At 62.4% G+C, this 23,641-nt stretch carries 18 protein-coding genes and 1 pseudogene; 9 read left to right on the forward strand and 10 right to left on the reverse strand.

All coding sequences use genetic code 11. The features are described 5' to 3' along the window. Positions 1–74: 74 nt before the first annotated feature. A complete protein-coding gene (locus AC0L15_RS01070) occupies positions 75–1,013 on the forward strand; it encodes a diacylglycerol/lipid kinase family protein (protein ID WP_287246408.1) in 939 nt (312 codons plus the stop codon). A 152-nt stretch (positions 1,014–1,165) separates the two neighbouring features. Here AC0L15_RS01070 and AC0L15_RS01075 read toward each other — a convergent pair whose 3' ends face one another. From AC0L15_RS01075 to AC0L15_RS01085, 3 genes are all read right to left on the reverse strand, one after another. Next, complete coding sequence (locus AC0L15_RS01075; protein ID WP_287246409.1) at positions 1,166–2,377, reverse strand: mandelate racemase/muconate lactonizing enzyme family protein; 1,212 nt, start codon at positions 2,375–2,377, stop codon at positions 1,166–1,168. Further along, positions 2,374–3,990, reverse strand: coding sequence for a GMC family oxidoreductase (locus AC0L15_RS01080; RefSeq protein ID WP_287246609.1), 1,617 nt, complete (start codon positions 3,988–3,990; stop codon positions 2,374–2,376). Before AC0L15_RS01080 ends, AC0L15_RS01075 begins: the two co-directional genes overlap by 4 nt. A gap of 162 nt (positions 3,991–4,152) precedes the next feature. Then, positions 4,153–4,725 (reverse strand): GNAT family N-acetyltransferase, encoded by a 573-nt coding sequence (locus tag AC0L15_RS01085; protein ID WP_473495812.1) that lies wholly within the window; start codon positions 4,723–4,725, stop codon positions 4,153–4,155. 112 nt (positions 4,726–4,837) lie between these two features. Between AC0L15_RS01085 and AC0L15_RS01090 the strand changes: the two genes are divergently transcribed. After that, positions 4,838–5,233, forward strand: coding sequence for an acyl-CoA thioesterase (locus AC0L15_RS01090; protein WP_027151084.1), 396 nt, complete (start codon positions 4,838–4,840; stop codon positions 5,231–5,233). A 460-nt stretch (positions 5,234–5,693) separates the two neighbouring features. Here AC0L15_RS01090 and AC0L15_RS01095 read toward each other — a convergent pair whose 3' ends face one another. After that, positions 5,694–6,062 carry a winged helix-turn-helix transcriptional regulator gene (locus tag AC0L15_RS01095; protein WP_031255233.1) on the reverse strand — a complete coding sequence of 123 codons (369 nt, stop codon included), beginning with the start codon at positions 6,060–6,062 and terminating at the stop codon, positions 5,694–5,696. A gap of 92 nt (positions 6,063–6,154) precedes the next feature. On the opposite strand from AC0L15_RS01095, the gene AC0L15_RS01100 reads away from it, so the two are divergent. Continuing rightward, positions 6,155–6,760, forward strand: coding sequence for an NADPH-dependent FMN reductase (locus AC0L15_RS01100; RefSeq protein WP_128176248.1), 606 nt, complete (start codon positions 6,155–6,157; stop codon positions 6,758–6,760). 97 nt (positions 6,761–6,857) lie between these two features. Here the strand turns inward: AC0L15_RS01100 and AC0L15_RS01105 are convergent, their stop codons facing one another. Then, complete coding sequence (locus tag AC0L15_RS01105) at positions 6,858–7,289, reverse strand: winged helix-turn-helix transcriptional regulator (protein ID WP_287246610.1); 432 nt, start codon at positions 7,287–7,289, stop codon at positions 6,858–6,860. A 103-nt stretch (positions 7,290–7,392) separates the two neighbouring features. Here AC0L15_RS01105 and AC0L15_RS01110 point away from each other — a divergent pair, with 103 nt between their 5' ends. After that, the gene (locus tag AC0L15_RS01110; RefSeq protein ID WP_287246411.1) at positions 7,393–8,373 is read left to right on the forward strand and encodes a quinone oxidoreductase family protein; all 981 of its coding nucleotides are present in this window, start codon (positions 7,393–7,395) and stop codon (positions 8,371–8,373) included. Between the two features lie 327 nt (positions 8,374–8,700). Here AC0L15_RS01110 and AC0L15_RS01115 read toward each other — a convergent pair whose 3' ends face one another. Together AC0L15_RS01115 and AC0L15_RS01120 are read right to left on the reverse strand one after the other, a co-directional pair. Then, positions 8,701–10,263, reverse strand: coding sequence for a D-aminopeptidase (locus AC0L15_RS01115; RefSeq protein ID WP_287246412.1), 1,563 nt, complete (start codon positions 10,261–10,263; stop codon positions 8,701–8,703). Between the two features lie 55 nt (positions 10,264–10,318). After that, a pseudogene (locus AC0L15_RS01120) lies at positions 10,319–10,961 on the reverse strand (helix-turn-helix transcriptional regulator). Between the two features lie 392 nt (positions 10,962–11,353). On the opposite strand from AC0L15_RS01120, the gene AC0L15_RS01125 reads away from it, so the two are divergent. From AC0L15_RS01125 to AC0L15_RS01140, 4 genes are read left to right on the forward strand one after another with little or no spacing between them, the layout of a single operon-like run. Further along, complete coding sequence (locus tag AC0L15_RS01125) at positions 11,354–12,292, forward strand: ABC transporter permease (protein ID WP_287246413.1); 939 nt, start codon at positions 11,354–11,356, stop codon at positions 12,290–12,292. After that, positions 12,289–13,137, forward strand: a complete 849-nt coding sequence (locus AC0L15_RS01130) for an ABC transporter permease (protein ID WP_287057094.1) — start codon at positions 12,289–12,291, stop codon at positions 13,135–13,137. The genes AC0L15_RS01125 and AC0L15_RS01130 overlap by 4 nt, the downstream gene beginning before the upstream one ends. Continuing rightward, positions 13,134–14,810 carry a dipeptide ABC transporter ATP-binding protein gene (locus AC0L15_RS01135; RefSeq protein ID WP_287246414.1) on the forward strand — a complete coding sequence of 559 codons (1,677 nt, stop codon included), beginning with the start codon at positions 13,134–13,136 and terminating at the stop codon, positions 14,808–14,810. The genes AC0L15_RS01130 and AC0L15_RS01135 overlap by 4 nt, the downstream gene beginning before the upstream one ends. A gap of 48 nt (positions 14,811–14,858) precedes the next feature. Continuing rightward, a complete protein-coding gene (locus tag AC0L15_RS01140) occupies positions 14,859–16,358 on the forward strand; it encodes an ABC transporter substrate-binding protein (RefSeq protein WP_287246415.1) in 1,500 nt (499 codons plus the stop codon). Positions 16,359–16,473: 115 nt separating this feature from the next. Here AC0L15_RS01140 and AC0L15_RS01145 read toward each other — a convergent pair whose 3' ends face one another. Both AC0L15_RS01145 and AC0L15_RS01150 read right to left on the reverse strand, forming a co-directional pair. Continuing rightward, a complete protein-coding gene (locus AC0L15_RS01145; RefSeq protein ID WP_287246416.1) occupies positions 16,474–18,228 on the reverse strand; it encodes a peroxidase family protein in 1,755 nt (584 codons plus the stop codon). Positions 18,229–18,852: 624 nt separating this feature from the next. After that, positions 18,853–19,110: a terminase small subunit gene (locus AC0L15_RS01150; RefSeq protein WP_287246417.1), complete on the reverse strand. Its 258-nt coding sequence runs from the start codon at positions 19,108–19,110 to the stop codon at positions 18,853–18,855. A 703-nt stretch (positions 19,111–19,813) separates the two neighbouring features. Here AC0L15_RS01150 and AC0L15_RS01155 point away from each other — a divergent pair. Continuing rightward, entirely contained in the window at positions 19,814–19,996 is a 183-nt protein-coding gene (locus AC0L15_RS01155) for a hypothetical protein (RefSeq protein WP_287057087.1), read from the forward strand. Positions 19,997–20,078: 82 nt separating this feature from the next. Here AC0L15_RS01155 and AC0L15_RS01160 read toward each other — a convergent pair whose 3' ends face one another. After that, positions 20,079–23,216, reverse strand: a complete 3,138-nt coding sequence (locus AC0L15_RS01160) for an ATP-binding protein (RefSeq protein ID WP_287246418.1) — start codon at positions 23,214–23,216, stop codon at positions 20,079–20,081. Positions 23,217–23,641 lie beyond the last annotated feature (425 nt).

Consider the following 23,641-nt stretch of genomic DNA (forward strand, 5'->3'; position numbering starts at 1 on the left):
CTACGGCGCGGGCTTCAATGCCGGCGAAGGATTTTAGGACAGCAGTGTCGTTGCTATCCTATGGGGAGGCATTCTTGAAGGTCGGGGTGGTTCTCAATCCGATTGCCGGCGGCGGCTGGCTCAAGCGGCATTGGCCCGAGGTCAGCGCTTCGCTCAGGAAACATTTCGGCGATTTCGAGCTGCGCGAGACGCAGGCGACCGGCGACGGCGAAAGGCTGGCGTTGGTCCTTGCCGCCAGCGGCTGCGACCTGGTGATCGCGGCGGGCGGCGACGGCACCGCCAGCGAAGTCGCCGACGGGCTGCTGCAGGCGTTTGCGGAAAGCGGCCGGACGGCCGAACTCGGCCTGCTGCCTTGCGGCGCCGGCATCGATTTCGCCCGCGGGCTCGGCCTTTCGGACGAGGTCGACCTGACGCTGAAGCGCATCGCCGAGGCCAAGGCCCGCCGGGTCGATGCCGGCCGCATCTCCTATGTCGACGACCATGGCGCGCTGGCCAGCCGCCATTTCATCAACATCGCCAGCCTCGGCCTGTCGGGCGCCACCGACCGCGCGGTCAACGCCGACAAGCGCAAGGGCAATGTGTCGGCCAAGGCGCTGTTCTACTGGCGCACCCTGTGGGAATTCATGCGCTACCGGTTCCAGGACGTCGTGATCACCGTCGACGACGGCGTCCCGGTCGAGGCGCGCGTCGCGCTGGTGGCGGTGGCCAACGGAAAATTCTTCGGCGCCGGCATGATGATCGCGCCGGATGCCCAACTGGACGACGGCCAGTTCGACATCGTCATCCTGCGCGCGGCTGGCAAGCTGAAGCTGATCTGGGACATCCGTCTGCTCTATGGCGGCCGGCATCGCAACCATCCGGCAATCACCATTTTGCGCGGCAGGAAAGTCGTCGTCGAACCGCTCGGCGATGTGAAAAAGAACGGCGCGCTGGTCGACATAGACGGCGAGTCGCCGGGGCGCATACCGGCGACCTTCGAGATCCTGCCCGGCGCGCTGACGCTGAGGTATTGAATCAAGCTGTTGAGACCTTGGTTCCGGTCGCTTCGATCGTGATTTAGGCGGCCAGGACAACATGCTGGAATCGCATGACAATTACCTGACGGCATAGCTTGAGCCTGGCCGGGAGACCCCGCGGCCGATGAACGCGTGACTCTCGCGCGCGTTCACGGCGTCAACGGCGTCTGCATCATTTGCAAATGCAGCTCCGTGCCGGTCCAGGGATGCGCTTCGCATACGGCTTCGTCGAGCTCGACGCCAAGGCCCGGCTCCTTCGACGGAACGACGTTGCCGTCCTGCCACTCGATCTTCTTCTTCAGCAGTTTTTCGTGAAAACCGTCCCACTGCTTCAGCGATTCCAGGATGAGGAAATTGGGCAAGGTCACGGCAAGCTGGATGTTGGCCGCGCCGACGATCGGCCCGCAATAGCAGTGCGGGGCGATCTGGATGTGATAGGCCTCGGCCATGGCGGCGATCTTCTTGGTTTCGAGAATGCCGCCGGAGCGGCCAAGGTCGGGCTGCAGGATGGTCGCGGCGCGGTTCTCGATGACACGGGCAAACTCGAATTTCGTTGTCAGCCGTTCGCCGGTGGCGATCGGGATCGACGTGCCGCGCGCCACCTGCGCCATCACTTCGGGCATGTCGGGCGGCACCGGTTCCTCGAACCACAGCGGATCGTAAGGTTCGATGGCGCGGGCCATGCGCAGCGCGCCCGATGCGGTGAACTGGCCATGCGTGCCGAACAGGATGTCGGCCCTTGTGCCGACCGCCTCGCGGATCGCCTTGACCATGCGGGCGGAGAGATCGATGTCGACGAGACGCGGCTGGTGACCGTCAAAGGCGGTGTAGGGTCCGGCCGGATCGAGCTTGACGGCATTAAAACCCTGCTCGACATATTCGAGCGCGCATTCGGCCGCCAGGTCGGGGTCGTTGTAGACGTTGTTGCCGCGGGCATCTTCCGAATGGACGCTGCCGCTGTGCGGATAGAGGTAGGTATAGGAACGCAGCGTTTCGTTAACCTGGCCGCCGAGCAGCTTGTAGACCGGCTTGCCGGCCTCCTTGCCGATGATGTCCCAGCAGGCGATTTCGAGCGCCGAAAAACAGCCCATGCCGGACACGTCCGGGCGCTGGGTAAAGCCGGACGAATAGGCGCGGCGGAAGAAGTTCTCGATGTCGTGCGGATCGCGGCCGATCAGATAGCGCTCGGCCATGTCCTCGATCATTCTTGCGGTGACATGGGCCGAGAAGGTGGCGTTGTAGGCCTCGCCATAGCCGACCACGCCGCCGTCGGTGGTGAGCTTGACGAAGATGAAATACTTGCCGCCGATGCCGGGCGGCGGATTGCCGACAACCCAGGTTTTGACGTCGGTGATTTTCATTTTTGATCCTCCAGAACCAGTTCGGCGCCCTTCCATCCGGTCATGATCGCGGCGGCGTTGGTGTTGCCGGTGATGTTATCGGGAAAGATCGAGGCGTCGATAACCCGCAAGCCGGCGAGGCCGTGAACCCGCAGGCGCGGGTCGACGACAGCGGCGGTGGCGTCCGGCCCCATGCGGCAGGTCGAGACCGGGTGGTAGACAGTGCCCGAGCGCTTTCTGAAATCCTGGATGATATCCGCGTCGGAGGTGATTGACAGGCCCGGCAACACCTCTTCCTCGATGATCTCGGCCATTGCCGGCATTGCGGCGATCTTCCGGATGAACTTCACCGCCGCCAGCATCTCGGCGACATCAGCCTCGGTCGAAAAGGCGTTGGCGACGATCTTCGGATAGTCGCGCGGATTGGCGGAGCGGATCATGATCTCGCCACGGCTCGATGGACGGCAGTTGGACAGGCCGATGGAAAAGCCCGGCCACGGATCGGGCGTCAGGATCGGGCGCTCGCCGCTCTTCGGAATGACGGTCGAGAACGCCTGGAAATAGAGCTGCATGTTGGGCCGTGCCGTCGCCGGATCGGTGCGGAAGAAGCCGCCGGCATTGTTCATCGACAGCGACAGCGGGCCGGAGCGCATCAGCATGTATTGCATGCCGACCATGAGCTTGCCCCACCACGGGCGCAGGATCTGGTTGAGCGTCGGCAGCCTGCCCCTGAAAGTGTAGTTGATGCCGACATGGTCCTGCAGGTTCGCGCCGACATTCTCATTGGCGTGGACGACGGCAATGCCGAGCGCGCCGAGCAGCGCCGACGGGCCGACCCCGGAGAGCTGCAGCAATTGCGGCGAATTGATCGAGCCGCCGGACAGGATGACCTCGCGGCCGGCGCGGGCCTTTTTCGTCTCACCGTTCTGCAGGTACTCGATGCCAACGGCGCGCTTGCCCTCGAACAGGATCCTGGTCGCCAGCGCATTGATCTCGACGCGGAGGTTTTTGCGCTTCATCGCCGGGCGCAGGAAGGCGCGGGCCGCCGACATGCGGCGGCCGTTCTTGGTGGTGATCTGATAGATGCCGGCGCCCTCCTGGGAGGCGCCGTTGAAATCCGGATTGAACGGCAGGCCGGCGTGATTGGCGGCCGCCAGATAGCGCTTGGTCAGCGGATGGACCGAGGTCGAGCAGTCGGTGATATGCAGCGGACCGCCAACGCCGCGCCATTGATCGGCGCCGGCCTGATTATCCTCCAGCGCCTTGAAGACGGGCAGCAGATCGTCGAAGCCCCAGCCGGGATTGCCGGCCGCTGCCCAAGCGTCGAAATCCTCGCGCGCGCCCCTAATCCAGACCATGGCGTTGATCGAGCTCGAGCCGCCGAGCAACCTGCCGCGCGGCCAGTGGTCGACATTGCCGGCAAGGCCGGGGTCCGGCTCGGTCTTGTAGTTCCAGTTGACCGCCGGATCGAAGAAGGTCTTGCCGTAGCCGAGCGGCATCTGGACGTAGAAACGCCGGTCGCTGCCGCCGGCCTCGAGCACCAGAACCGAGAAGCGGCCGGAAGCCGACAGTCTTTCGGCCACGACCGAGCCGGCCGAGCCGGAGCCAACGATGATGAAATCATAGGTCTGCATGATGGCTGCGGCCAGCTCCGAATTCTCGCTCAACCTAGACGCCGCAAGCCGCCGCGATCACCGGAGCTTCCGGCATCGCCTGTGAAAAAAGCGACCGGCACTTCATTTGCAGTTGGTGTCCTGCCCGAAGCGGCCTTTGCCGCGTGACCAAGCGGTCCAGCATTACACGCCATCATCAGCATTTTGCGTGAAATCATAACGCATGATCGGGCGGGCTGGCACCCTGCGGGCGACGGCCCTGAACCCGGCGCGAGCGAAGGTGGAGGCGTATCCGCTGCCGGAAGCGCTCGGCGATACGCCGGCATCAAAAGGATAGGCCTCGAGTGCAGGGGCGTTTGCGCGCCTTGCAGCTTGCAGCGCCGCTGCGATCAGGTGAGACGTGATGCCTTGCAGGCGGTATTTTTTTCGCACGTAGAGGCAGGACAAGGACCAGACCGGCGCATCATCCACCCGCTTCAACTGCCACAGCCGATCGAGCCAGGGCACGGCATCGCGCGGTGTCACCTGGCACCAGCCGACAGCAGTAACGCCGTCGAAAGCAAGTACGCCTGGAGGCGGACCATGCTCGACGGCTTGTCGAAACGCCGCCTTGTTTTCCTCGCCTGGTCGCATTCGATAAGAACTGCCGATACGCCCGTACATACACCAACAGCGACTGCAGACGGCGCTCTCACCGAACAGCTCCTCGAGCGTGGGCCATCGATCTGATGTCAGAGGGCGAGAGGCTAGTTCCATGTCAGCTGCCTTTCTCAACTCACTGTGCGCAGTCTAGCACTTGGCAGTGCGCGTTGACGCATCGGTGCCATCCCGATACGGGAGAAGATCGATATCGAGGGGATTTTGGCGCATGGTGCATTACGCGGACGGGCGGCCGATCGGCGATCTGACGCTGAGGACCTTGGCCATGCCTTCGGACGCCAATGCGGCGGGCGACATTTTTGGCGGCTGGGTGATGGCGCAAATGGACCTGGCCTGCGGCATCCGCGCCGCCGAGCGCGCCAAGGGCCGCGTGGTGACGGCAGCGGTGAAGGAAATGTCGTTCGCCAAGGCGATGAAGATCGGCGACACGCTGTGCATCTATACGCATGTCGAGCGCGTCGGCCGCACCTCGATGACGCTCAAGGTCGAGGCATGGGCGCAGCGCTACCTCTCCGACCTGATGGAGAAGGTCACCCACGCCGACTTCGTCATGGTGGCGCTGGACGGCGAAGGCAAGCCGAAGGCCGTTCCGGCGGAAAGCTGACCGGCTGGACGCAGTCAGCTTAATCGGCGCGCCGCTGCCAGCCTCCTGCATGCGAATGGCGATGCGTCGCGTTTGCACATTGCCGTGACCATATCCGGCAGCGCATGGACAATGCGTCAATGATTGCTGAACGGCGCATTGGCAGGCGCGCTTCGCCTTGTTCTGTTTGATGGCCGCGACCGCCTGAGCGAGGTCAAACGAGACGAGGCCGCAGCCAGTTGCGGTCCGAAAACCGCACCCTCAAGCGGCAAGTGCCGAGCTGCGAAATCTGCCTGCGACGCGACGTAAGACACCGGCGCGAGGAGCGTAAGCAATTGCGGCGAGGGGCGCCATCGACGGCAAGGTGGTCAACCGAGCCCGAAATCGAAACGGGACAGAAGCCGTGCGGGCCGGAATGCAGATGCAGCCGTAGAATTCGTCTACGCTACGCGCCTGCGCAAACCCTTGCAGCGCAAGAGTTTCAGGCATGAAGCCCATCGAACCTCGCGCGAGCGGCCTTGACCCGCTCGGTGTTCTTGCGCGCCCATTCGCCGAGCGCGCCGACCGGCACAAGCAGCTCGTAGCCAAGGTCGGTCAGCTCATAGTCGACGCGTGGCGGAATGGTCGGAAACACGGTGCGGGTGACGAAGCCGTCGCGCTCCAGCCCGCGCAACGTGGTGGTCAGCATCTTTTGCGAAATGCCGCCGACGGCGCTGCGCAATTCGTTGAAGCGCAGCGGCCCGTCACCGAGCTTGCCGACGACGAGCACGGTCCATTTGTCGCCGACGCGCTGCAGGATTTCCGAGATGGCGCGGCAGTCCTCGGTGCGGTGCGGGTGCCTTGGTATCAAAAAGGTGCCTCCTTGCGCCTCGTCGGCGCAGTCACTCATATAGCTCAGGTATCTAAACGATACCAGAAATTCGCCTGAAGGAGAGCCCCTCTATGTCCAAACCCAAAATCGCCATTGTCGTCGGTTCGACCCGCGCCGCTCGCTTCGCCGACGTTCCGACCCAGTGGATCGCCAAGATCGCCAAGTCGCATGCCGACATCGACGTGGAAGTGGTCGACCTGCGCGACTTCCCGCTGCCGTTCTTCGACGAGGTCGCCTCGTCCGCCTGGGCGCCGTCGCAGAATGAAGTGGCAAAGCGCTGGCAGAAGAAGGTCGCCGAGTTCGACGGCTTCATCTTCACCGCCGCCGAATACAACCATGGCCCGACCGCCGTGCTGAAGAACGCGATCGACTACGCCGCCAATGAATGGAACAAGAAGCCGGCCGGTTTCGTCGGCTATGGCAGCGTCGGCGGCGCGCGTGCCGTCGAGCAGCTGAGGCTGCATGCGGTCGAGCTGCAGATGGCGCCGGTCAAGTCGGCAGTCCATATTGCCTGGGGCGATTTCCTTGCCGTCCGGCAAGGTGAAAAGAAGCTCGAGGAGCTCGAGCACCTGAACCAGGCGGCGACCGCGCTGGTCAACGACGTTGCATGGTGGGCCAAAGTGCTGAAGGCGGCGCGCCAGGCCGACGCGGTGGCCGAGGAAGTCAAGGCGGCCTGAACCGCAGACCAGGACAATCCTCACAAGGATTCATGCCTAGAAGGATTTCGGGGGCGGCGCTTGCGTCGCCCCTTTTGATTCAGGCAGTGGCTGGTATTCAGGCGATGGCTGACGGGCGCGCCTGCCGAGGCCTGATGATGCAATCGGTAACGCGGTCCATTTCGTTCAGCTCATCCGCATAGTGCTGGCCCCACTCACAGAGCGCCAGAAGGACAGGCTCGAGGCTGAGGCCGAGGCGCGTCGCCGAATATTCGACGCGTGAGGGGATCTCGGCAAAGATCTCGCGTCTGACAAGGCCGTGTTCCTCCATTTCGCGAAGCTGCTGGATCAGCACTTTCTGGGTGATATCAGGCACCAGCGTCTTCAGCGCCGACAGCCGCCGGGGGCCGTCGAAGAGATGGTAGAGAATGACAGCCTTCCATCGGCCCGAGATCACCTTTAGCGCGCGTTCCGCCGGCAGCAGCGGCAGTCTCTTGGTTGGCAGCTTCTTGGTCGGCTCCCTTTTGGTCGGCCCCGTTTTGGTCGGCATTGCCATGGTCACCTCCTGGTCAGCAGGGGACAAATGAGTGTGTAGTCGCGATCAGGCAGATAGTGGCAAACAGCAGCCGATGCCATAGCGATGGATGCATGCCATGAGAGCCATTCAGCTGAACCGTTTCGGCGGTCCCGACGTCCTGGACGTCGTCGAGATGCCGAAGCCAGAGCCGCAAACAGGCGAGGTGCTGATCCGCGTTCATGCGGCCGGCGTGAATTTCTTCGAAGTGTTGATGCGCGGGGATCGCTACGCGGTGACGCCGCAATTGCCGATGGTTCTCGGCGTCGAGGCTGCCGGCATCGTGGAGGCGCTTGGTCACGGGGTCGACATCTCGCTGGCCGAGACACGCATAGCTGCGCCGCTGTTCGCTTCAACGCACCCGTATGGCGGCTATGCCGACTATGTGACGATCGACGCAACGCTGGCCGTTCCACTGCCGGACGCGCTCTCGTTCGAAGATGCGACGGCTTTGATGGTGCAGGGGCTGACGGCCTTTCATCTGCTGCGGCAAAGCCCGCCCGCCGACAAGTCCGTGCTGGTCACTGCAGCTGCAGGCGGTGTCGGGTCCCTGCTGGTCCAACTCGCCAAACGCCAGGGCGCAAGCGCCGTGATCGCGGTCGCCGGCAGCAGGGCCAAGCTCGATCTTGCCCTGTCGCTTGGAGCCGATGCCGCGGTCGATTACAGCACGTCGGATTGGCCCGCGCGAGTGCGGGAGGCGGCTGGCGGCGCCGGCGTCGATGTCGTCTACGACATTGTCGGCGGCGCGATGACGGCGGCATCGCTGGAGGTTCTCGCGCCAGGTGGAGAGCTGGTCTTTGCGGCGCTGGGCAGATACGCGATCGGCGCTGCGGAACTGGAAGCGATGATCACCCGAAACCAGTCACTTCGAGGTTTTTCCCTGCTTCCGCTGCACTCCGCCGACGGCCTCAGGGCCAGCCTGTCGGAGCTTTTCCAACTGGCCGCCGGCGGCCAGGTTGCCGTGACGCAAGGCGGCCGCTATCCGCTTGACCGGGCCAACGAAGCGCACCGCCTGCTGGAGGAGCGCCGCTCGACCGGCAAGGTCGTGCTGATACCTTGAGTGGTGTGGTCGATTAACTGCGCACTGGCTGATCGTGGAACCTGTCCGCTTAGCGCCTGATATCGGCCGTTGAGGCAAACTTTGCTTTCCCCTGGAAGCGGACATTCCGGCTAGCGTAGTCTGAGGTCGGGTTTACGCCTCCTCCCGGTCGTAGAAGTCAGCTTCCGTCTCCGGCTCCGGGGAGTTCTGAGTACGCTCGAATGTTCAGCTTCCTGAATGCATTCCGCCGCCCCGATGGGTCGTCGCTTCGCGGACGGTCCGATCATCCATGTCGCTCGCGCGACGACAATCGGTCGGATCTTTCAAAAACGCCATTAAAGAGGGCCTTCAGTGGACTTTCCCGTAGGCGATGTTCCGGGCCAGCCAGCAGCCAACGACGAGGCCGCGAATGCGTTCTGCAGAGTCCTGTACGATCTGGATGGTCCAGTCGCCAGGCGCGGGAGCGTCCATCGAACGCTGGCAAGACAGGACGAAGACATCCCGCCCCACCGGGTAGATCGTGTGCATGGGGCCGCGACCCAACAGGCCTTCGAAGCGGCCAAACAGCGCGGTGCCGGCCCTGTCGATTTCCAGCCAAGCGTCCAGTTCGCTGGAGAAGTATTTTCCTTCAAGCCCCGGGCTGGCCTCCCCAGTGACGCGGACCGCACGGGCGCTGAGATTTTCACCTGCGCGGTTCAACCGGACGGCGTCGCCATCACGCGTCAACGTCATCGAGGGCGCCTCGGCACTGTTCTTGGAGTTGAGACGCAGTCGGTCGGACGCGGTGGCATAGTGTGCATCGAGCGATGCGCCATCCGTCTTTACACTGAGCAGAAGGCCGTTCGTCTTGTCCAAATAGTGGCCGTTCCAGGTCGGATCGGCTGGGTGGTCGGAAGCCGGGATCTCATCATGACCAAGGACCGCGCGGAGCACCATGCGCGCCGCCCCATGGGCATCGGCTTCATGGTTGAGCAGGACGACCACCGACAACCGCTTCGACGCCGCATGCATGCGCTGCAGGCGGAAGCCGCGCAAGGCACCCCCGTGCCCCGTCACGGCGACGCCGTCCACCGTCTCGTGCGCAAGGCCATTGCCATAGCGCGCAGGTGCGCCGTCGCTGAACGTCTGCGGCAGCGACAAACGCCGATAGAGGCCGTCATCCTCGTCGCGGGTGTCATCGATATGGCGCTCCCACGCCAGCATGTCGTCCAGCGAAGCCGAGATGCCGGCATCGCCGGTCCAGAAGATGCGATTCGTGGCGGGAAAGAAGCCGACCTGGTCGGTGCCTTCGTAGCCAATCACGCCATCCACAGGCTTGCTGGTGTCGGCAGTCAGAAGCGCGGTTTCCATGCCCGCAGGTCCAAACAACCGGTCGGCGTAAAGCTCAGCCAGCGAACGGCCCGCGAAATTTTCCAGCAGGTCGGATAGGATGCGGAAATTGCTGTTGGAATAGGAATAGCTGCTGCGGGGCTCGAAGTGGGTGGTACGCATGCGGGCGAGAAGCGGCTTGGCGTCGTCGCGGCCGAAGACGCCTTCGGGCTGCGCGCCATGCACGACGGTCAGCGCCCAGTAGTCCCGCAGGCCCGATTGCATGTTGCAGAAGTCCGCCACACGCGGCAACCGGCCCTCGAGGCGCGGCAGGAACTCCCTCACACGGTCGTCGAAGCGAGCAGGGTCGCCCACAAGATCCAGAAGCACGCCGCACGTGAACTGCTTGCTGATCGAGCAGATCGGCAGCCGGGTGGCCGTCGTCATTGCTCGGCCGCTCGCCAGGTCGGCATATCCCCATGCCTGCCGGGCCAGCACCTCGCCGTCGGCCACGACGCCCACGACGCCGCCCGGACCCTTGAACCTTTCAGGCAGGGCGTCGAGCGACCGCTTCAGGGATGAAAGATGGACCTTGCTCGCCACCGCGGGACTCCTGTTGCCTGAGACGGAGCGTATAGTCGATACCGGGCGCCGGAAGTCAACTTCTCGTCTTGGCGACCGTCGCGTAGTCGCTAGCGGCCTGGGACTCGCTCAGCAGGCCAAGGCGGACCGCCATGGCTGCCGCCTGGGTGCGGTTTCGGGCCCCCAGCTTTTTTGCCGCCGTGCTCAAGTGAAGCACGACCGTTGGGCCGAACGACCAATGAGACGCGAGATTTCCTTCGCCGAGTAGCCGTTTGCACAGTGGCCGAGACACTGCCTTTTCCGGCGCGGTGAGGTGGACCGATGCCAGATCCTGCACCGTAGCCGCATAAGCTTGGTACGCCACCTCGTGGAAGACCTGCGCCAGCAGGCCAAAATCGGCGATGTTTTGCATGGTCTCGCGCGGTGGCGCCGGGCGCCAGCGTCCCCGTCACGGTGACGTAGCCGCCTGCGGCATATGGATCGGGACCGTCACGCCGGCCGGCATGTCATGGTCGAGCAGATAGCCACCGGTTCGGCTTCCGACGTCAGGAAATGGCTGATGCGTGTTTCGGCTCCTGGTTGGTAGTTCCAGAAGAAGGGCACCGAGGTGCGTGCGGCCAGCAGTTAGACCGGGTCATGGCGCCGAAGTTCTTCACGGCTTCAAAGGCGTGATCAATGCGCCCGTCGAGGGTCTCATGCCGTGTGAATTGGTGCCTCATCGTTTCAATCCGGCATGCCTGTTGCCAGTCTCATTTGTCTCTGACGAGATGACCTCGAACCTTATAGTTGCGAAAGGATGGCTTAGGAATAAACTGCCGAGGGTGGCGGACCGTCGGCGGATACACTGCGTCTTTCATGAAATGGGGATAAACCATGTGGCGTGATATCAGCCCCGACAATCAGGTCGACATCCGTGTCGATGGCCATAGGATCAGGGCTTACTTCGGCAAGGGTGAGAACACTGCCATCCCAAAGCGGAAGTGAGCATGATGCGCGAATCCAGCCACATGCCCTTCTATGAGAACCCTGAGGACTACTACCGCGTGCTGATCGACTTCCTGTCGCGTCACGGGGCGAAGACATGAAGCACTGAACATTGGAACGGTGAGACATGCATCGGTACAAGTTTGTCCTCTATCGCCCGATCCAGCTTCTTCCGGTCCTGTTCGGCGTCAGCGTGGTTACCTTTGTCCTGGTCCGGCTCATTCCTGGCGACCCCGCCCGCGTTCTGCTCGGCGCCCGCGCCACCCCCGAAGCGATCGCCCGCATCCGCGCCCAGTACGGCCTCGATGAGCCCATGCTCGCCCAGTATTTCTACTTCCTGCGCAACCTCGCGGACGGCGAGATGGGGCGCTCGATCCTCTACAAGATCGATGTGCTGAAGCTGATCGCCACGCGCATCGAGCCCACTATGACGCTGGTGCTTTGCAGCGTTGTGCTGTCGGTATTGATCGCCGTGCCGGTGGCGGCGATCGCGGCGCGCAATCAGGGCAGGCTGGCCGACCAAGTTATCCGCATCGTTTCCACCTTCGGCATCGGCTTCCCGCCCTTCTGGCTCGGCCTGATGCTGATCATCCTGTTCAGCGTCGAACTCGCCATTCTCCCGGTGTCCGGTTACGGCAACACGCTTTCTGAAAAGCTTGCACATCTCGTGCTGCCGAGCCTCACTGTCTCGCTGTCGCTGTCGACCGTTCTGGCGCGCAGCTTGCGTGCGGCGATGGTCGAAGGCTTGAAGTCCGACGTGGCGACTGCCGCGCGCGCGCGCGGCATGCCGGAGAGCATCGTGTTCTGGCGCCACGTGCTGCCAAATTCGTTGGTGCCGACCGTCAACCTTCTCGCCGTAAACATAGGTTGGCTGCTAGGCGGCACCGTCGTGGTAGAGACCGTCTTCGCGCTGCCCGGCATGGGCCAGCTGCTGGTGCGCGCCATCTTCTCGCGCGACTACATGGTCGTGCAGGGCGTGGCGATGGTCTTCGCCTGCGCCACCGTGCTGATCAACTTCCTGGCTGACATCGTCACGGTGGCTCTCGATCCGAGGGTGAAGCTGTGAGCGAGCCCTTGGCCGCGCCCGCGCTCGGCAGGAAGGGCCGCTTTCGCCGCCGCGGTACGCTGGCGGCCGGCGTCTTCCTGCTTGGGGCGTTCGTCGTCCTCGCGCTCGGCGCGCCGCTGATCGCGCCCTACGATCCGATCGCCCAGGACGCGACAGCACGGCTCCAGGGGCCGTCCTGGCTGCACCCGTTCGGGGCCGACAATTTCGGCCGCGACATCCTCTCGCGCGTCATCTGGGGTACGCGCATCGACCTCAAGATCGCCGTCATCGGCGTTATCTTCCCCTTTCTCATCGGCACCACGCTGGGCACGGTAGCCGGCTTCTTCGGCGGGATTGTCGACGCCATCTTCATGCGGCTGGTCGACGTCATCTTGGCCTTCCCGTTCCTGGTATTGATGCTGTCGATCATTGCGATCCTCGGGCCTGGCCTGGCCAGTTTTTACATCGCCATGGCCCTCGTCGGCTGGGTTTCCTACGCGCGGCTCATCCGCGCCCAGATGCTCGTGCTCAAGAACCACGACTACGCGGTTGCGGCGGTCAGCCTCGGCTTCAGCCGCATGCGCATCATGTTCCGTCACCTCCTGCCCAATGCCGCTGCCGGCTCGGTCGTCTTCGCGATGTCCGACGCGGTCCTCGTCCTGCTGAGTGGCGCGGCCATTAGCTATCTCGGGCTGGGCGTGCAGCCGCCAGTCGCTGAGTGGGGCGTGATGGTGGCGGAAGGCCAAGCCTTCGTCACCACCGCTTGGTGGATTACACTGTTCCCGGGGCTTGCGATCGTGACGCTCGCCTTCGCCTTCAGCATGATCGGCGACGGGCTGGCCGATTTGTTCGGGGTTCACGAGTGATCGCGGCGCTGCTCAAGGTCACCGACCTGACGGTCGTCCATGACGGTGACGGCGGGGAGCGTACCCTGCTTGATGCCGTATCGCTCGATCTCGCCCCGGGAGAAGTGCTCGGGCTGGTCGGCGAGAGCGGGTCGGGCAAGAGCCTGCTCTGCCGCTCACTCGTTAGGCTGCTGCCATCGAGCCGGCTCAGGATCAGCGGTGGCTCGATCACACTTTCCGGGCGTGAGCTGACGACCGCGCCGGAAGCCGAGATGCTCGCGGTGCGCGGCGGTGAAATCGGCATGATCTTTCAGAATCCGAGCAGCCATCTCGACCCGGTCATGAGGATCGGCGACCAGATTACCGAGGGCATCCGCTTTCACCAGCGGCTGGACGCCAAGGCGGCGCGCGCCGCGGCGGTGGATATCCTCGCCCAGGTCGGGTTTTCGGATCCGGCTCGGCAATACGATAGCTACCCGCACGAATTCTCCGGCGGCATGCGCCAGCGCGCCATGATCGGCGCGGCGTTATCGAGCAATCCCCGGATCCTGATCGCCGACGAGCCGACGACGGCACTCGACGTGACGATACAGGCGCAGATCCTGCGACTTCTGATGGACATCCGCGCCAGGCGTGGACTCTCGGTGATCCTGGTCAGCCACGATCTCGGCATCGTCGCCCAAGTCTGCGACCGCATCGCGGTGATGTGGCAAGGTCGACTGGTGGAGATTGGAGAGAAGCGCGGTCTGCTTGCGACGCCGGCGCATGCCTACACCCGTTCGCTGATCGCCAGTCATCCCTCGCTGCCGGAGGAGGACATGCCGGCAAAGGCTGAGAAGCTCCGGACACCCGGAGCGGTGCCGGTGGTCGACATCGAGAAGCTGCACGTGCGCTTCGCCACGGGCGGCCTGTTCCGGCGAGGCGCGGTTGATGCCGTCAATGGGATCACACTCCGTGTCATGCCGGGCGAAACGGTCGGCATTGTCGGCGAATCCGGAAGCGGCAAGAGTACTCTGGGGCGCGCCGTCCTTGGACTTACGCCGGTCTCGTCAGGCACGATACGGTTCGATGGTACGGACATCGCGTCGGGTCGCGCAGTCCTCGGCATGCTGCGACGTCAAACCGCCATGGTTTTCCAGGACCCCTACAACGCCCTCAATCCTCATCTCACCGTTGGCAAGATGCTGGCCGAGGTCCTGCGGGTACAGGGCAAGATCGAGACCGCGCAAATTCCGGCACGCTGCAGCGAACTGCTCGACCTGGTCGGCTTGGGGCGCGCGTTCCTCGACCGCAAGCCGCGCTCGATGAGCGGCGGCCAATGCCAGCGGGCCGGCATAGCTCGCGCGCTCGCCGTCGACCCGAAACTTATCATTGCGGACGAGTGCGTGGCCGCCCTCGACGTCACCATCCAGGCGCAGATCGTGGCGTTGTTCCGCGAATTGGTGGAACGTATGTCGCTCACGCTGATATTTATCGCCCACGATCTCGCAATCGTTCGCAATCTCTGCCAGCGTGTTGTGGTGATGCACCGTGGCGTGATCGTCGAGGAAGGTCGGTCGGAGGAAGTGTTCTCCCGGCCGAAGCATGACTACACCGCCGCGCTGATTGCCGCCGTTCCGCATATCGATCCGGACAAGCCGCTGCTTGCTCCCTCGAAGATGGCGACCCCGCAGGCCGACGGGGTCGCAAACTGAAACCAAAGGCAAACCAGAAGGGGAATACCGATGTTAAGAAGCAAATGGATGCGCATCGGCTTGGTCACCGTTATGACCAGCCTGTCCCTGGGGGCGACGCTCGCAGAAGCCGCCGGCGTACTCACGATTGGCCGGCGCGAAGACTCGACCACCTTCGATCCGATCAAGACCGCCCAGAACATCGACCTATGGGTGTTCGCCAACGTCTATGACGTGCTGATCCGCGTCGACAAGACGGGCACCAAGCTGGAGCCCGGTCTCGCCGAGAGTTGGGAGGTCAGCCCGGACGGCCTCACCTATACGCTCAAGCTGCGCGACGCGAAGTTCTCGGACGGCTCCGACCTGACGGCCGACGACGTGGTGTTCAGCCTCACCCGCATCAGGGATGACGAGGGCTCGCTGTGGGCGGATCCTTTCAAGGTGATGGACACGGTCGAGGCAACCGATCCAAAGACCGTCACGATCAAACTCAAGCAGGCGACCGCGCCGTTCCTGGCGACGCTGGCTTTCCCGATCGCCTCGGTTCTTTCCAAGAAGGGCTTCGAGACGCTCGGTCCGGAGAAATACGCCGAAACACCCATCGGCTCTGGCGCCTTCACCATCACGGAATGGAGGCGCGGCGACCGTGTCATCCTGGCGAAAAACCCGCATTTCTGGGAGGCCGATCGTGTCAGCCTCGACGGCATCGAGTGGATCTCCGTGCCGGACGATAACACCCGCATGCTGAACGTGCAGGCCGGCCAGCTCGACACCGCGATCTTTGTGCCGTTCTCACGCGTCGCCGAACTGCAGAAGGATTCCAACCTCACCGTCCATCTCGACCCGTCGACCCGCGAGGATCACCTGCTGATCAACCACGAGCATGGCGCGCTGGCGAAGAAGGAGGTTCGGCAGGCCCTCGACATGGCCATCGACGAGCAGGCTGTGGTCGACACGGTGACGTTCGGCTACGGCGAGGTCGCAAACTCCTACGTCCCGAAGGGCGCGCTCTATTACTACGCCGACAATCTGAAGCGGCCCTACGATCCGGAAAAGGCCAAGCAGATGCTGGCCGACGCCGGGGCCTCGGACCTGACGCTCAACTACGTCGTGCGGGCCGGCGACGAGATCGTCGAGCAGACGGCCGTGCTGCTGCAGCAGCAACTCGCCAAAGCCGGAGTCACCGTCAACATCCAGAAGGTCGACCCGAGCCAGGAATGGGACATGCTGGTGGCCGGCGACTATGACGTCTGTGTCAACTACTGGACCAACGACATCCTCGACCCAGACCAGAAGACCACCTTCGTTCTCGGCCACGACGCGAACATGAATTACATGACCCGCTACAACAACGAGAAGGTCAAGGAACTGGTCGCGGCGGCGCGCGTCGAGATGGATCCGGCCAAGCGCGAGCAAATGTACACCGATCTGCAGAAGATGGCCAAAGAGGACGTCAACTGGATCGATCTGTACTACAGCCCGTTCATCAACGTCTCGCGTAATAACATCGAGAACTTCTACCAGAATCCGCTCGGCCGGTTTTTTCTGGAAGACACGGTCAAGAACTGAGATTGCACCCTGCTGCGCGGCGGTTTCATTCCGAGCGCCGCTGGGTGCTGGCCAGAGGCGGTAGAAATTGCAGCGGACCTTTAGCCTGCCATTGGTCCGTACAAGCGTGAGCTTTTCAAGGCTGCGTGACGCCTGCAAAGATAAGCAAGTCGGCGAACGTAAACGTCCCTGACACCTTCGACGGCAGGATTGGCGTGAATCCGTCATTCACATTCAGGAACGAGTTGCCGTCCCGCTTCAGCATACGGACGAATGTCCGGGCAACGATGCGGCCGCCGACTGGTCCGAGGCGGTCGCCGCCGCCAAGCACTGCGGCCTCACGCAGGACGTAGTACCAGAGCGGCGTCTTCTTGAGCAGCACTTGGCCGCCCGCGTTCAACGCGGCGATTTCGTTGGCCGGTAGACCTTGCGTGAGCTGCGCCGATGTCATTGGTTGAACTCGGAAGTGCTTCGCCATGCCCTGACCGCTCGGCAAGCCGAGCGCTAGTCCGCGCTGCAGGTTGCGACGTGCGAGGACCTTCATGATCCCGGTAAAGCTGGGCAGGTTCTCGAGTTCGGACGCGAGCACGCTGTCGATGCGGCGGGCCTTATTGTTCATCGGCACGGGTACCCCCGTGTCGAAGAACGCGTTGAAGTCCACGACCCAACTTGACAGCACCGGCAAGTTCGGATTTCGAGCAAACTTAAACACTTGCGCCATGGTGGCGTTCTGGAATCGAAAGCTCACCCAATAATTGTCACGGACCATGCTGTGGCCGAATCGGTAGGCGGCCACGGCAAACTCGACGGGCATGCGGAACGGGCTGTTGATCGGCGCGCTCACAGCGTTGATTGCGTTGGTCACCGTCGCGCTGCCGCAAATCCGCGTCAGGAAGTCGTAAACTACAGCCCACTGATAGTGATGTGTCACGAGCCGCTTGGCTTCGGTGAAGATATCGCCGGCGAAGTTCGCGGCGACGAGCAGATCGACGACTTGATTGTGGAATCGAAGCATTGCGTGATGGAACTGCGTAACGATGAGGTTCTCATCGTTACGGGGATCGCCGATGATCGCCGTGTTGGAGGACCCCCCGGGATTCAGCGGGTTGTGGACACGTGGCACGTCGAAGTCCGTTTGCACTTGCATGCCGCTTTCATGGCCTATGTTGCCGGCCGGGCCGCCGGGCCCGGCGTTGCGGTTTGTGCCGAGTTCAAATCTGATTGCTGTCGGGGGGGGACCCGACGAGGGAAAGACGTAGAGGAATGGCTGCAACGCTGGTCCGTCTCCGTACAGCGAATCGAGGTCCAGCGCCGGCGTCCGCATATTGTGAATGGTCTCGGCGTCGGTCGCTGCGTCGAGGGGCGAAGACACGTCGCGCGTGATGTCGTGATCCACGAACTGCCCGACGTATGTGAAGCCTGCCGGATTGACCGAATCCGGCGATGTCTCGCGGCCGGGATCGGCCATCAAGTCGCCCAGGGTGTCGAGAAGCGCCTGGTTCGCCGGCGTAAATTGCAACCGCGTCGCCGCCCTCGTCAGCCAGGACGACATATAACCGAATTTGTCCGCACACGGCGAGGCAAGTGGCAGAAGCGGGAACCAGGCAAGCGACATCTTCGCGCCGTGGAAGCTGCGTATTGCCGGCTTGAGGGTGGCGATGGTCTCGCGGATGTCTTCCGGCAATTTGGCGATCGGGACCGCCGCGTCGCTGATGCGGTTCACCGCGGCATACAGTTGCGCCTCGCTGACCGTCGGCTTCAGGTTGAACTCGCGGACGCGCGCCGACACTTCCTCGGGCGACATCGCGGCCTTTCTCGCGGCGCCGGACGGAGAGGCTGAGTCCGAGAGCTGAGCCGCGAGAAACGGCTGCGGACTCTCGATGCCGTTCACCGTAAAGGCCTGAACACCCTTTGGTTTTGCAGCGCGCGGTGTTTTGCTGGGGACTCGAGACTTGTTCGCTATCTGACCCTCCTGTCCGACGGAGCGACGTATCAAGCGTGCGGTCGTAAGCCAACCCAGTTAGCTTCGACAGCGCCTGGGACGAGACTGCATCTTCGATAGCCGATGCCCCGGAACTCCTCAAAGCTCATGTCGCAGCCGACGCATGAGCAACTGCCTCTCAACTAAGATACCACAATTAGCGTACCGAGCCATCTTCCGCGGCTCTCCTGAAAATAGAGGCGGCTTTCCTCCGAATGGAGGATGCGTGGGCCTCTGAATATGCACCGGAGTGCCTCCGGCACCGTGCGAACGCGGCCCCTGTTTGAGCCACCCGGCAGAGGCAGGTGTGCCATTTGCCAAACTGCGGACTGAACCAGGGTTCCTTTGGGCACTAGGTCGCGGAGAACGACGGTGATCAGAATCCCTATGTCAGCCTGCGCTCGATCAGATACCAGGTGACCATCCGGCCTTTTCCTTTGATTTCGAGCGTTCCGCGCAGTTCGAGAACAAACCCGTCCTTGAGCCGCTCATAGAGTCCTGTGACACCTGGATCCTGCCCCCTTCACGGGTCGATCACCAGCGGCCTTCTGCAATGTCCCTCTCAAAACGCCGGAACAGGTCGACGGCTTCGAAGGAGAGGGCGTCGGTTGCCTTCTGAGCCGCCTCCGCCTGCAGCTCGGCAACACGGGTCATTACTATGGTATTCGTTGCCAAGCGAGACGCGAGCGCCACTGATGGCTTGTAGCCCGCTTCGGCGTAGGCTTTGGCCTGTGACTTACCCTTACTAAGCGCTTGGGCAAACACCTCGTGTCGCGCGTTTTCAGGACGCATTCCTTACCACCTAACAAACAGTGCTGAGTACGCATGAAGCATGCAGTTGTGTTGTCATGACGTTGCCAGGAATGGCATCATGTGACTGCGTATGCGAAGAATCCTTTAATAACTGCACACAGCAGAGCTAGCCCAAGCGGTTTACTAGGCGAGTTGGACAAGATGAGACATAGTTAGCGAGCGGTGAGATCTGCTGCCGCCCATTGAACCGTGAGCCGCGGGCAGCGATTGGAGGGATATCATGGCAGGAGGCAATTGGGACCCCATACAGAATATAACTAGTGGACGCGTGGACTTTTCAACAGGGCCGTTGGATCTTTCTGGCCTTCCTGGCAACCCGACGCCGAGGTGGGTCGACGCTTGGATTGTCCAGTCGAGCACGGGTAGCGCCCAGACCTACCACGGATCGAGAGGCAGCGGCGCTTTTGCGGTGGCGGGCCACTGGATTGCGAACGTCCGACTCTACAACCGGGGAACATTCCTGCCGGGACCAGCAGTGGGAATAGCTCTTGTTTATTGGAAAGACACCAATAGCAGTAGTAAAGGGTACCTCTGGTGGTCTGAAGATCCAATTGAACTGCAGTAGGCACAGGTGTCGGTGTAGGACGAGTCGCGGCTTCGGATAGGCGGCTCAGTGACTTTAATCCGCTCGTCACCAGCCGCATGTCTGCCCAGTCTCCGACATGGAAGAGGAGGATGCATAATGAAAGATGTAACGATTACAATGGTGAAGTCGGAAAAAGGCGGCTATCGTATGATAGTCAACGATGACACTGAGACCGAGGAAAATGCCAAGGGGTCGAAAGGCAATGACTCCTTCTTTACTTTCGACAACAAGAACGACGTCAAAGAGAAGCTCGACGAAATCTTCGGAAATCTCGAATAGCTGGCTCGCGGCAATCGTTCTAACGAGAACGATATGCCGAGGGCAGTCGAATGGTGCTTTCCGAAGGCTCCAGCCTGAGCAATTATCCCTCTAACCATAACCGAGTCGCGGATGCGGAGACGAGGTTTCTCTTGAGTTGGTAGAGACGCAGCGCCTCGGAGGCGGAATTGACCGCCTCGTCCCGGCGTCCTGAAGCCTTGAACACATGCGACAGGTCCATCAGCGCGTCCGCCCGGTGGTTGATGAAGTCGGTCGCTTCGGCGAGCACCACAGCCTCGCTAGCGAGCGCCTCGGCCTCCTCGAGCTGCGCACGCCTCGCAAGCACTCGAGCACGAACGCCGCGCCAAAGGATCTGCGAGAGCAGGTCGCCCTTCGCGGCCAGTTCAGCGCTCTGCTTCGCCAGGTCCTCGGCCTCCTCGTCGCGCCCCTGTTCCAGGACGGCCCGCGCGAGGAACGCAGCGGTTGTCGGCAGAAACATGCGGTCGCCCATCTCCTGAAGCGCCAGATATCCCTTGCGCAGGCTCTCCTCGGCCGCATCTGGATTCCCGGCGAGCAGCTCGACGACGGCTTCGTTCTGGGATGTTGCCGCGTCGAGCGTGACCTCGAGGTCAGCGTAAACGGCATTGCTCGTTGCAAGCAGCTGCCGGGCGAGGTCGAAGCGGCCAACCATCGCTTGCAGACCACCCAGGTGACGGAGGATCGCCGCCTCGGACTCTGGGCTCTCACGGACGTCCTCGCGCATTAGCTCGCAGCGCCGAATTCCTTCGTCGGCCGGTGTCGGACCGAACCACAGCGAGGACGCGATCCACGTCAGGATCTCGTTGTAGAGATGCCTATTGCCTGCAACCATAGCGTGCACGGCCGCGCGTTTCCACGCTTCCGCTGCCGCCTCGGCGCGTGCCTCGTTCCAATAGAACAATGCTTCGAGCCGCCGCGCATGGCACAAGCCAAGGCTGTCCTTGAAGCGCTCGAATTCCGGAATCACCAAGCCCGTTGCCCGCGCAGCTTCCTCTATCCCGCCCTTCTCGACGTGGAGGAGCCGGAGTAAGTGCTGCTGGACGAGCACGTGCGACGCTGCGCGCTCATCGTTTGCGACAGCAGCCAGCTTCTCCGCCTTCCCGAGCACGTCCTCAGCTTCGGCCAGCCGCCCGCACTCGATCAGTGCTGCGGCTAGTTCGGGAAGAACCATTCTTTGCCGTGAATCCTCGCTGAGCAGTTCGCACACTCGCTGCAGTAGGGCAATCGCGGCGGACCGGTGGCCGCGGGCGAATGCCCGCCGGGCCGCGGCCTCGAACCGCGCGGCTGCCTGGGCCCGGAGCGAAGCAACGCGCGAGTCGCGCGGTTTAAGCGCGGAGCGGCACTCAATGGCCTTCTCGAGGTGATAGCCAACAATCTCGTCAGATTCCCGCAGATGCTCCCTTGGCTCCATCTCAAGCCAGGCGGCGAAGCGTTCGTGCAGGTCGGCCCTCACGTTCTTCGACAGTGAGTTATACGCAGCATCACGTATCAGAACATGACGGAAGCGGTAGGCCTCCTCACCGGAGGGGTCCGAAGCGTCTTGGCGGATTAAATCGCGATGGACAAGCGCGAGCAAGCCATCATCAAGCACCGGATCGAGAGCCGGGCGAGCGAGCTCGGCGACTGCACTCCGATGAAACACCGCGCCTTCGACAGCTGCCGTCGTCAAGATCGCTCGTTCATCGACTGGGAGGCCCTCGAGACGGACGGCTAAGAGCGCGCTAATTGTCGACGGGACTGGCAGCTCGGAGAGATCCGAGCGAGCGACCCAGCAGTTCTCCTTGCGTGTGATCAGCTCCTCATCAACGAGCATTGCCACGAGTTCTTCTACAAAGAACGGGTTACCCTCGGCGGCGCTTGTGATCTTCAACTCGACTGCGGGTGATAGCGGCACATGGTCGAGTAGATTTGAGATCATTTCGTGGCATTCCGCTTCACTCAACGGTTCAAGCTTGATTGTCGTCGCGTTCGGCTTCCCGGCACCCCAACCTTTGCGCTTTTTGCCGTTGCGCTTTTTGAGCAATTCTTCTCGTGCCATGCCGACGATCATTATGGGGAAATCGACTGAGATATCGACGACATACTCGATCAAGTCTAGGAACGTCGACTCGGCCCAGTGGAGGTCGTCCACCACGATCACCAGCGGTCGTTCTCCCGCTAGCACCTCGAATAGTCGTCGGACGGCCCAGAAAGTCTCCTCACTGAACGCTGGTTCTTGGCCGCCGAACCCGAGCAACTCAGCTACGCGCTCGGCGATGAGCTCGGCCTCGTCGCCCCCACCGAGGCTCTCTGCAATCCTCGCCGCAGACTGCTTGCGAGGGTCCACACCCTCAGCTCCCGTGATATCCCGAATAATATCTGCAAGCGGCCAATAGGTGATGCCTTCGCCGTAGGGCAGGCAGCGGCCGCGCGCGACAATCACATCGTCCGAAAGACTTCCGGCGAATTCCGAAACAAGCCGCGACTTTCCTACGCCCTTCTCGCCCAGCACGGTCAACAGACGGCAGGTTTTATTTTCGAACACGTCCCGACGAAAAATGGTCTCGATCCTCGCACGCTGGCGCTTGCGTCCGACGAACGGCGCCTCGAAGCGGCGTTGAAAGCCGGCGGCGCGGGCGATGACATTTACCACGACAATGGCAGGGAACTTCTCGCCGTGCTTGAGCGCGCGCGGGCTGCTAGACTTTACAACAACGGCGTGGCCTACCAGCTTATGGGTTGCCTCTCCAATCAGGATTTCGTTGGGCGCCGCGGCCTCCTGCAGACGCTTGGCAATACGCACAGCCTCGCCAGTGAGAAATCGATGTCCCTGCCTGTCGGCGCCAGTAAAGACCTCCCCGGTGTTGAGGCCAATCCGATGAGCCAGCTGAACGCCCCAAACCGTCTCAAGCTCGTGGTTGAGTGTCGCAAGTGTGTCGCGCATCTCGACAGCGGCGGATACCGCCCGTAGGGCGTCATCCTCGTGAAGCATCGGCACGCCAAACGCGGCCATGATCTCGTCACCGACGTACCGCTCCACGATTCCACCGTGCCGCTGGATAATGGAGCTCATCTCGTCAAAGTATCGGGCGAGCAGGTTCTGGAGCGCCTCCGGATCGAGGGTGAGGCTAAGGCGTGACGAATCTACGATGTCGGCGAAGAGAATTGTTATCGTCTTCCGAACGTCTTGTGCCGGCTTTTGCTCAGGCTCAGGCCCGGCCATCACTATGGCCTTCGGCTTGGTAAGATTTCGCGCTCGGCTGTCTGATCGCTAGCCATTCCACCAACTCGCGCACTTCCGCCTCGGCGGATTTCAAGCTTATCATAAGCTCCGGGATGTTAAACTCCATGTGAGCCTTCGATCTGTTCGAGGGCTCGTGGGGTACGCTAGCACCCGTTCCCCTAGCATTCCAGCGGCGTGCACCCTGACCGTTTCATCCCGTGAGTATAGCGTTGCAATATGACTGAGCCTTTCCAAACCTTTTTGCAGCGTTGCGTTTCGGTCGATCTGGAAGTGGATCCTGCAACCGCTACCATTTTCGCTTTTGCGGCGGTGCGTGATGACGCTCGTCCCTCAATCCTCGCAAAGAAACGCGATCTCGATGCGGCCCTTGACCGTCTGGAAGCAGGGTCTGCCGCGGCCGAGCA

The sequence above is a fragment of the Mesorhizobium sp. WSM4846 genome, from assembly GCF_055811415.1.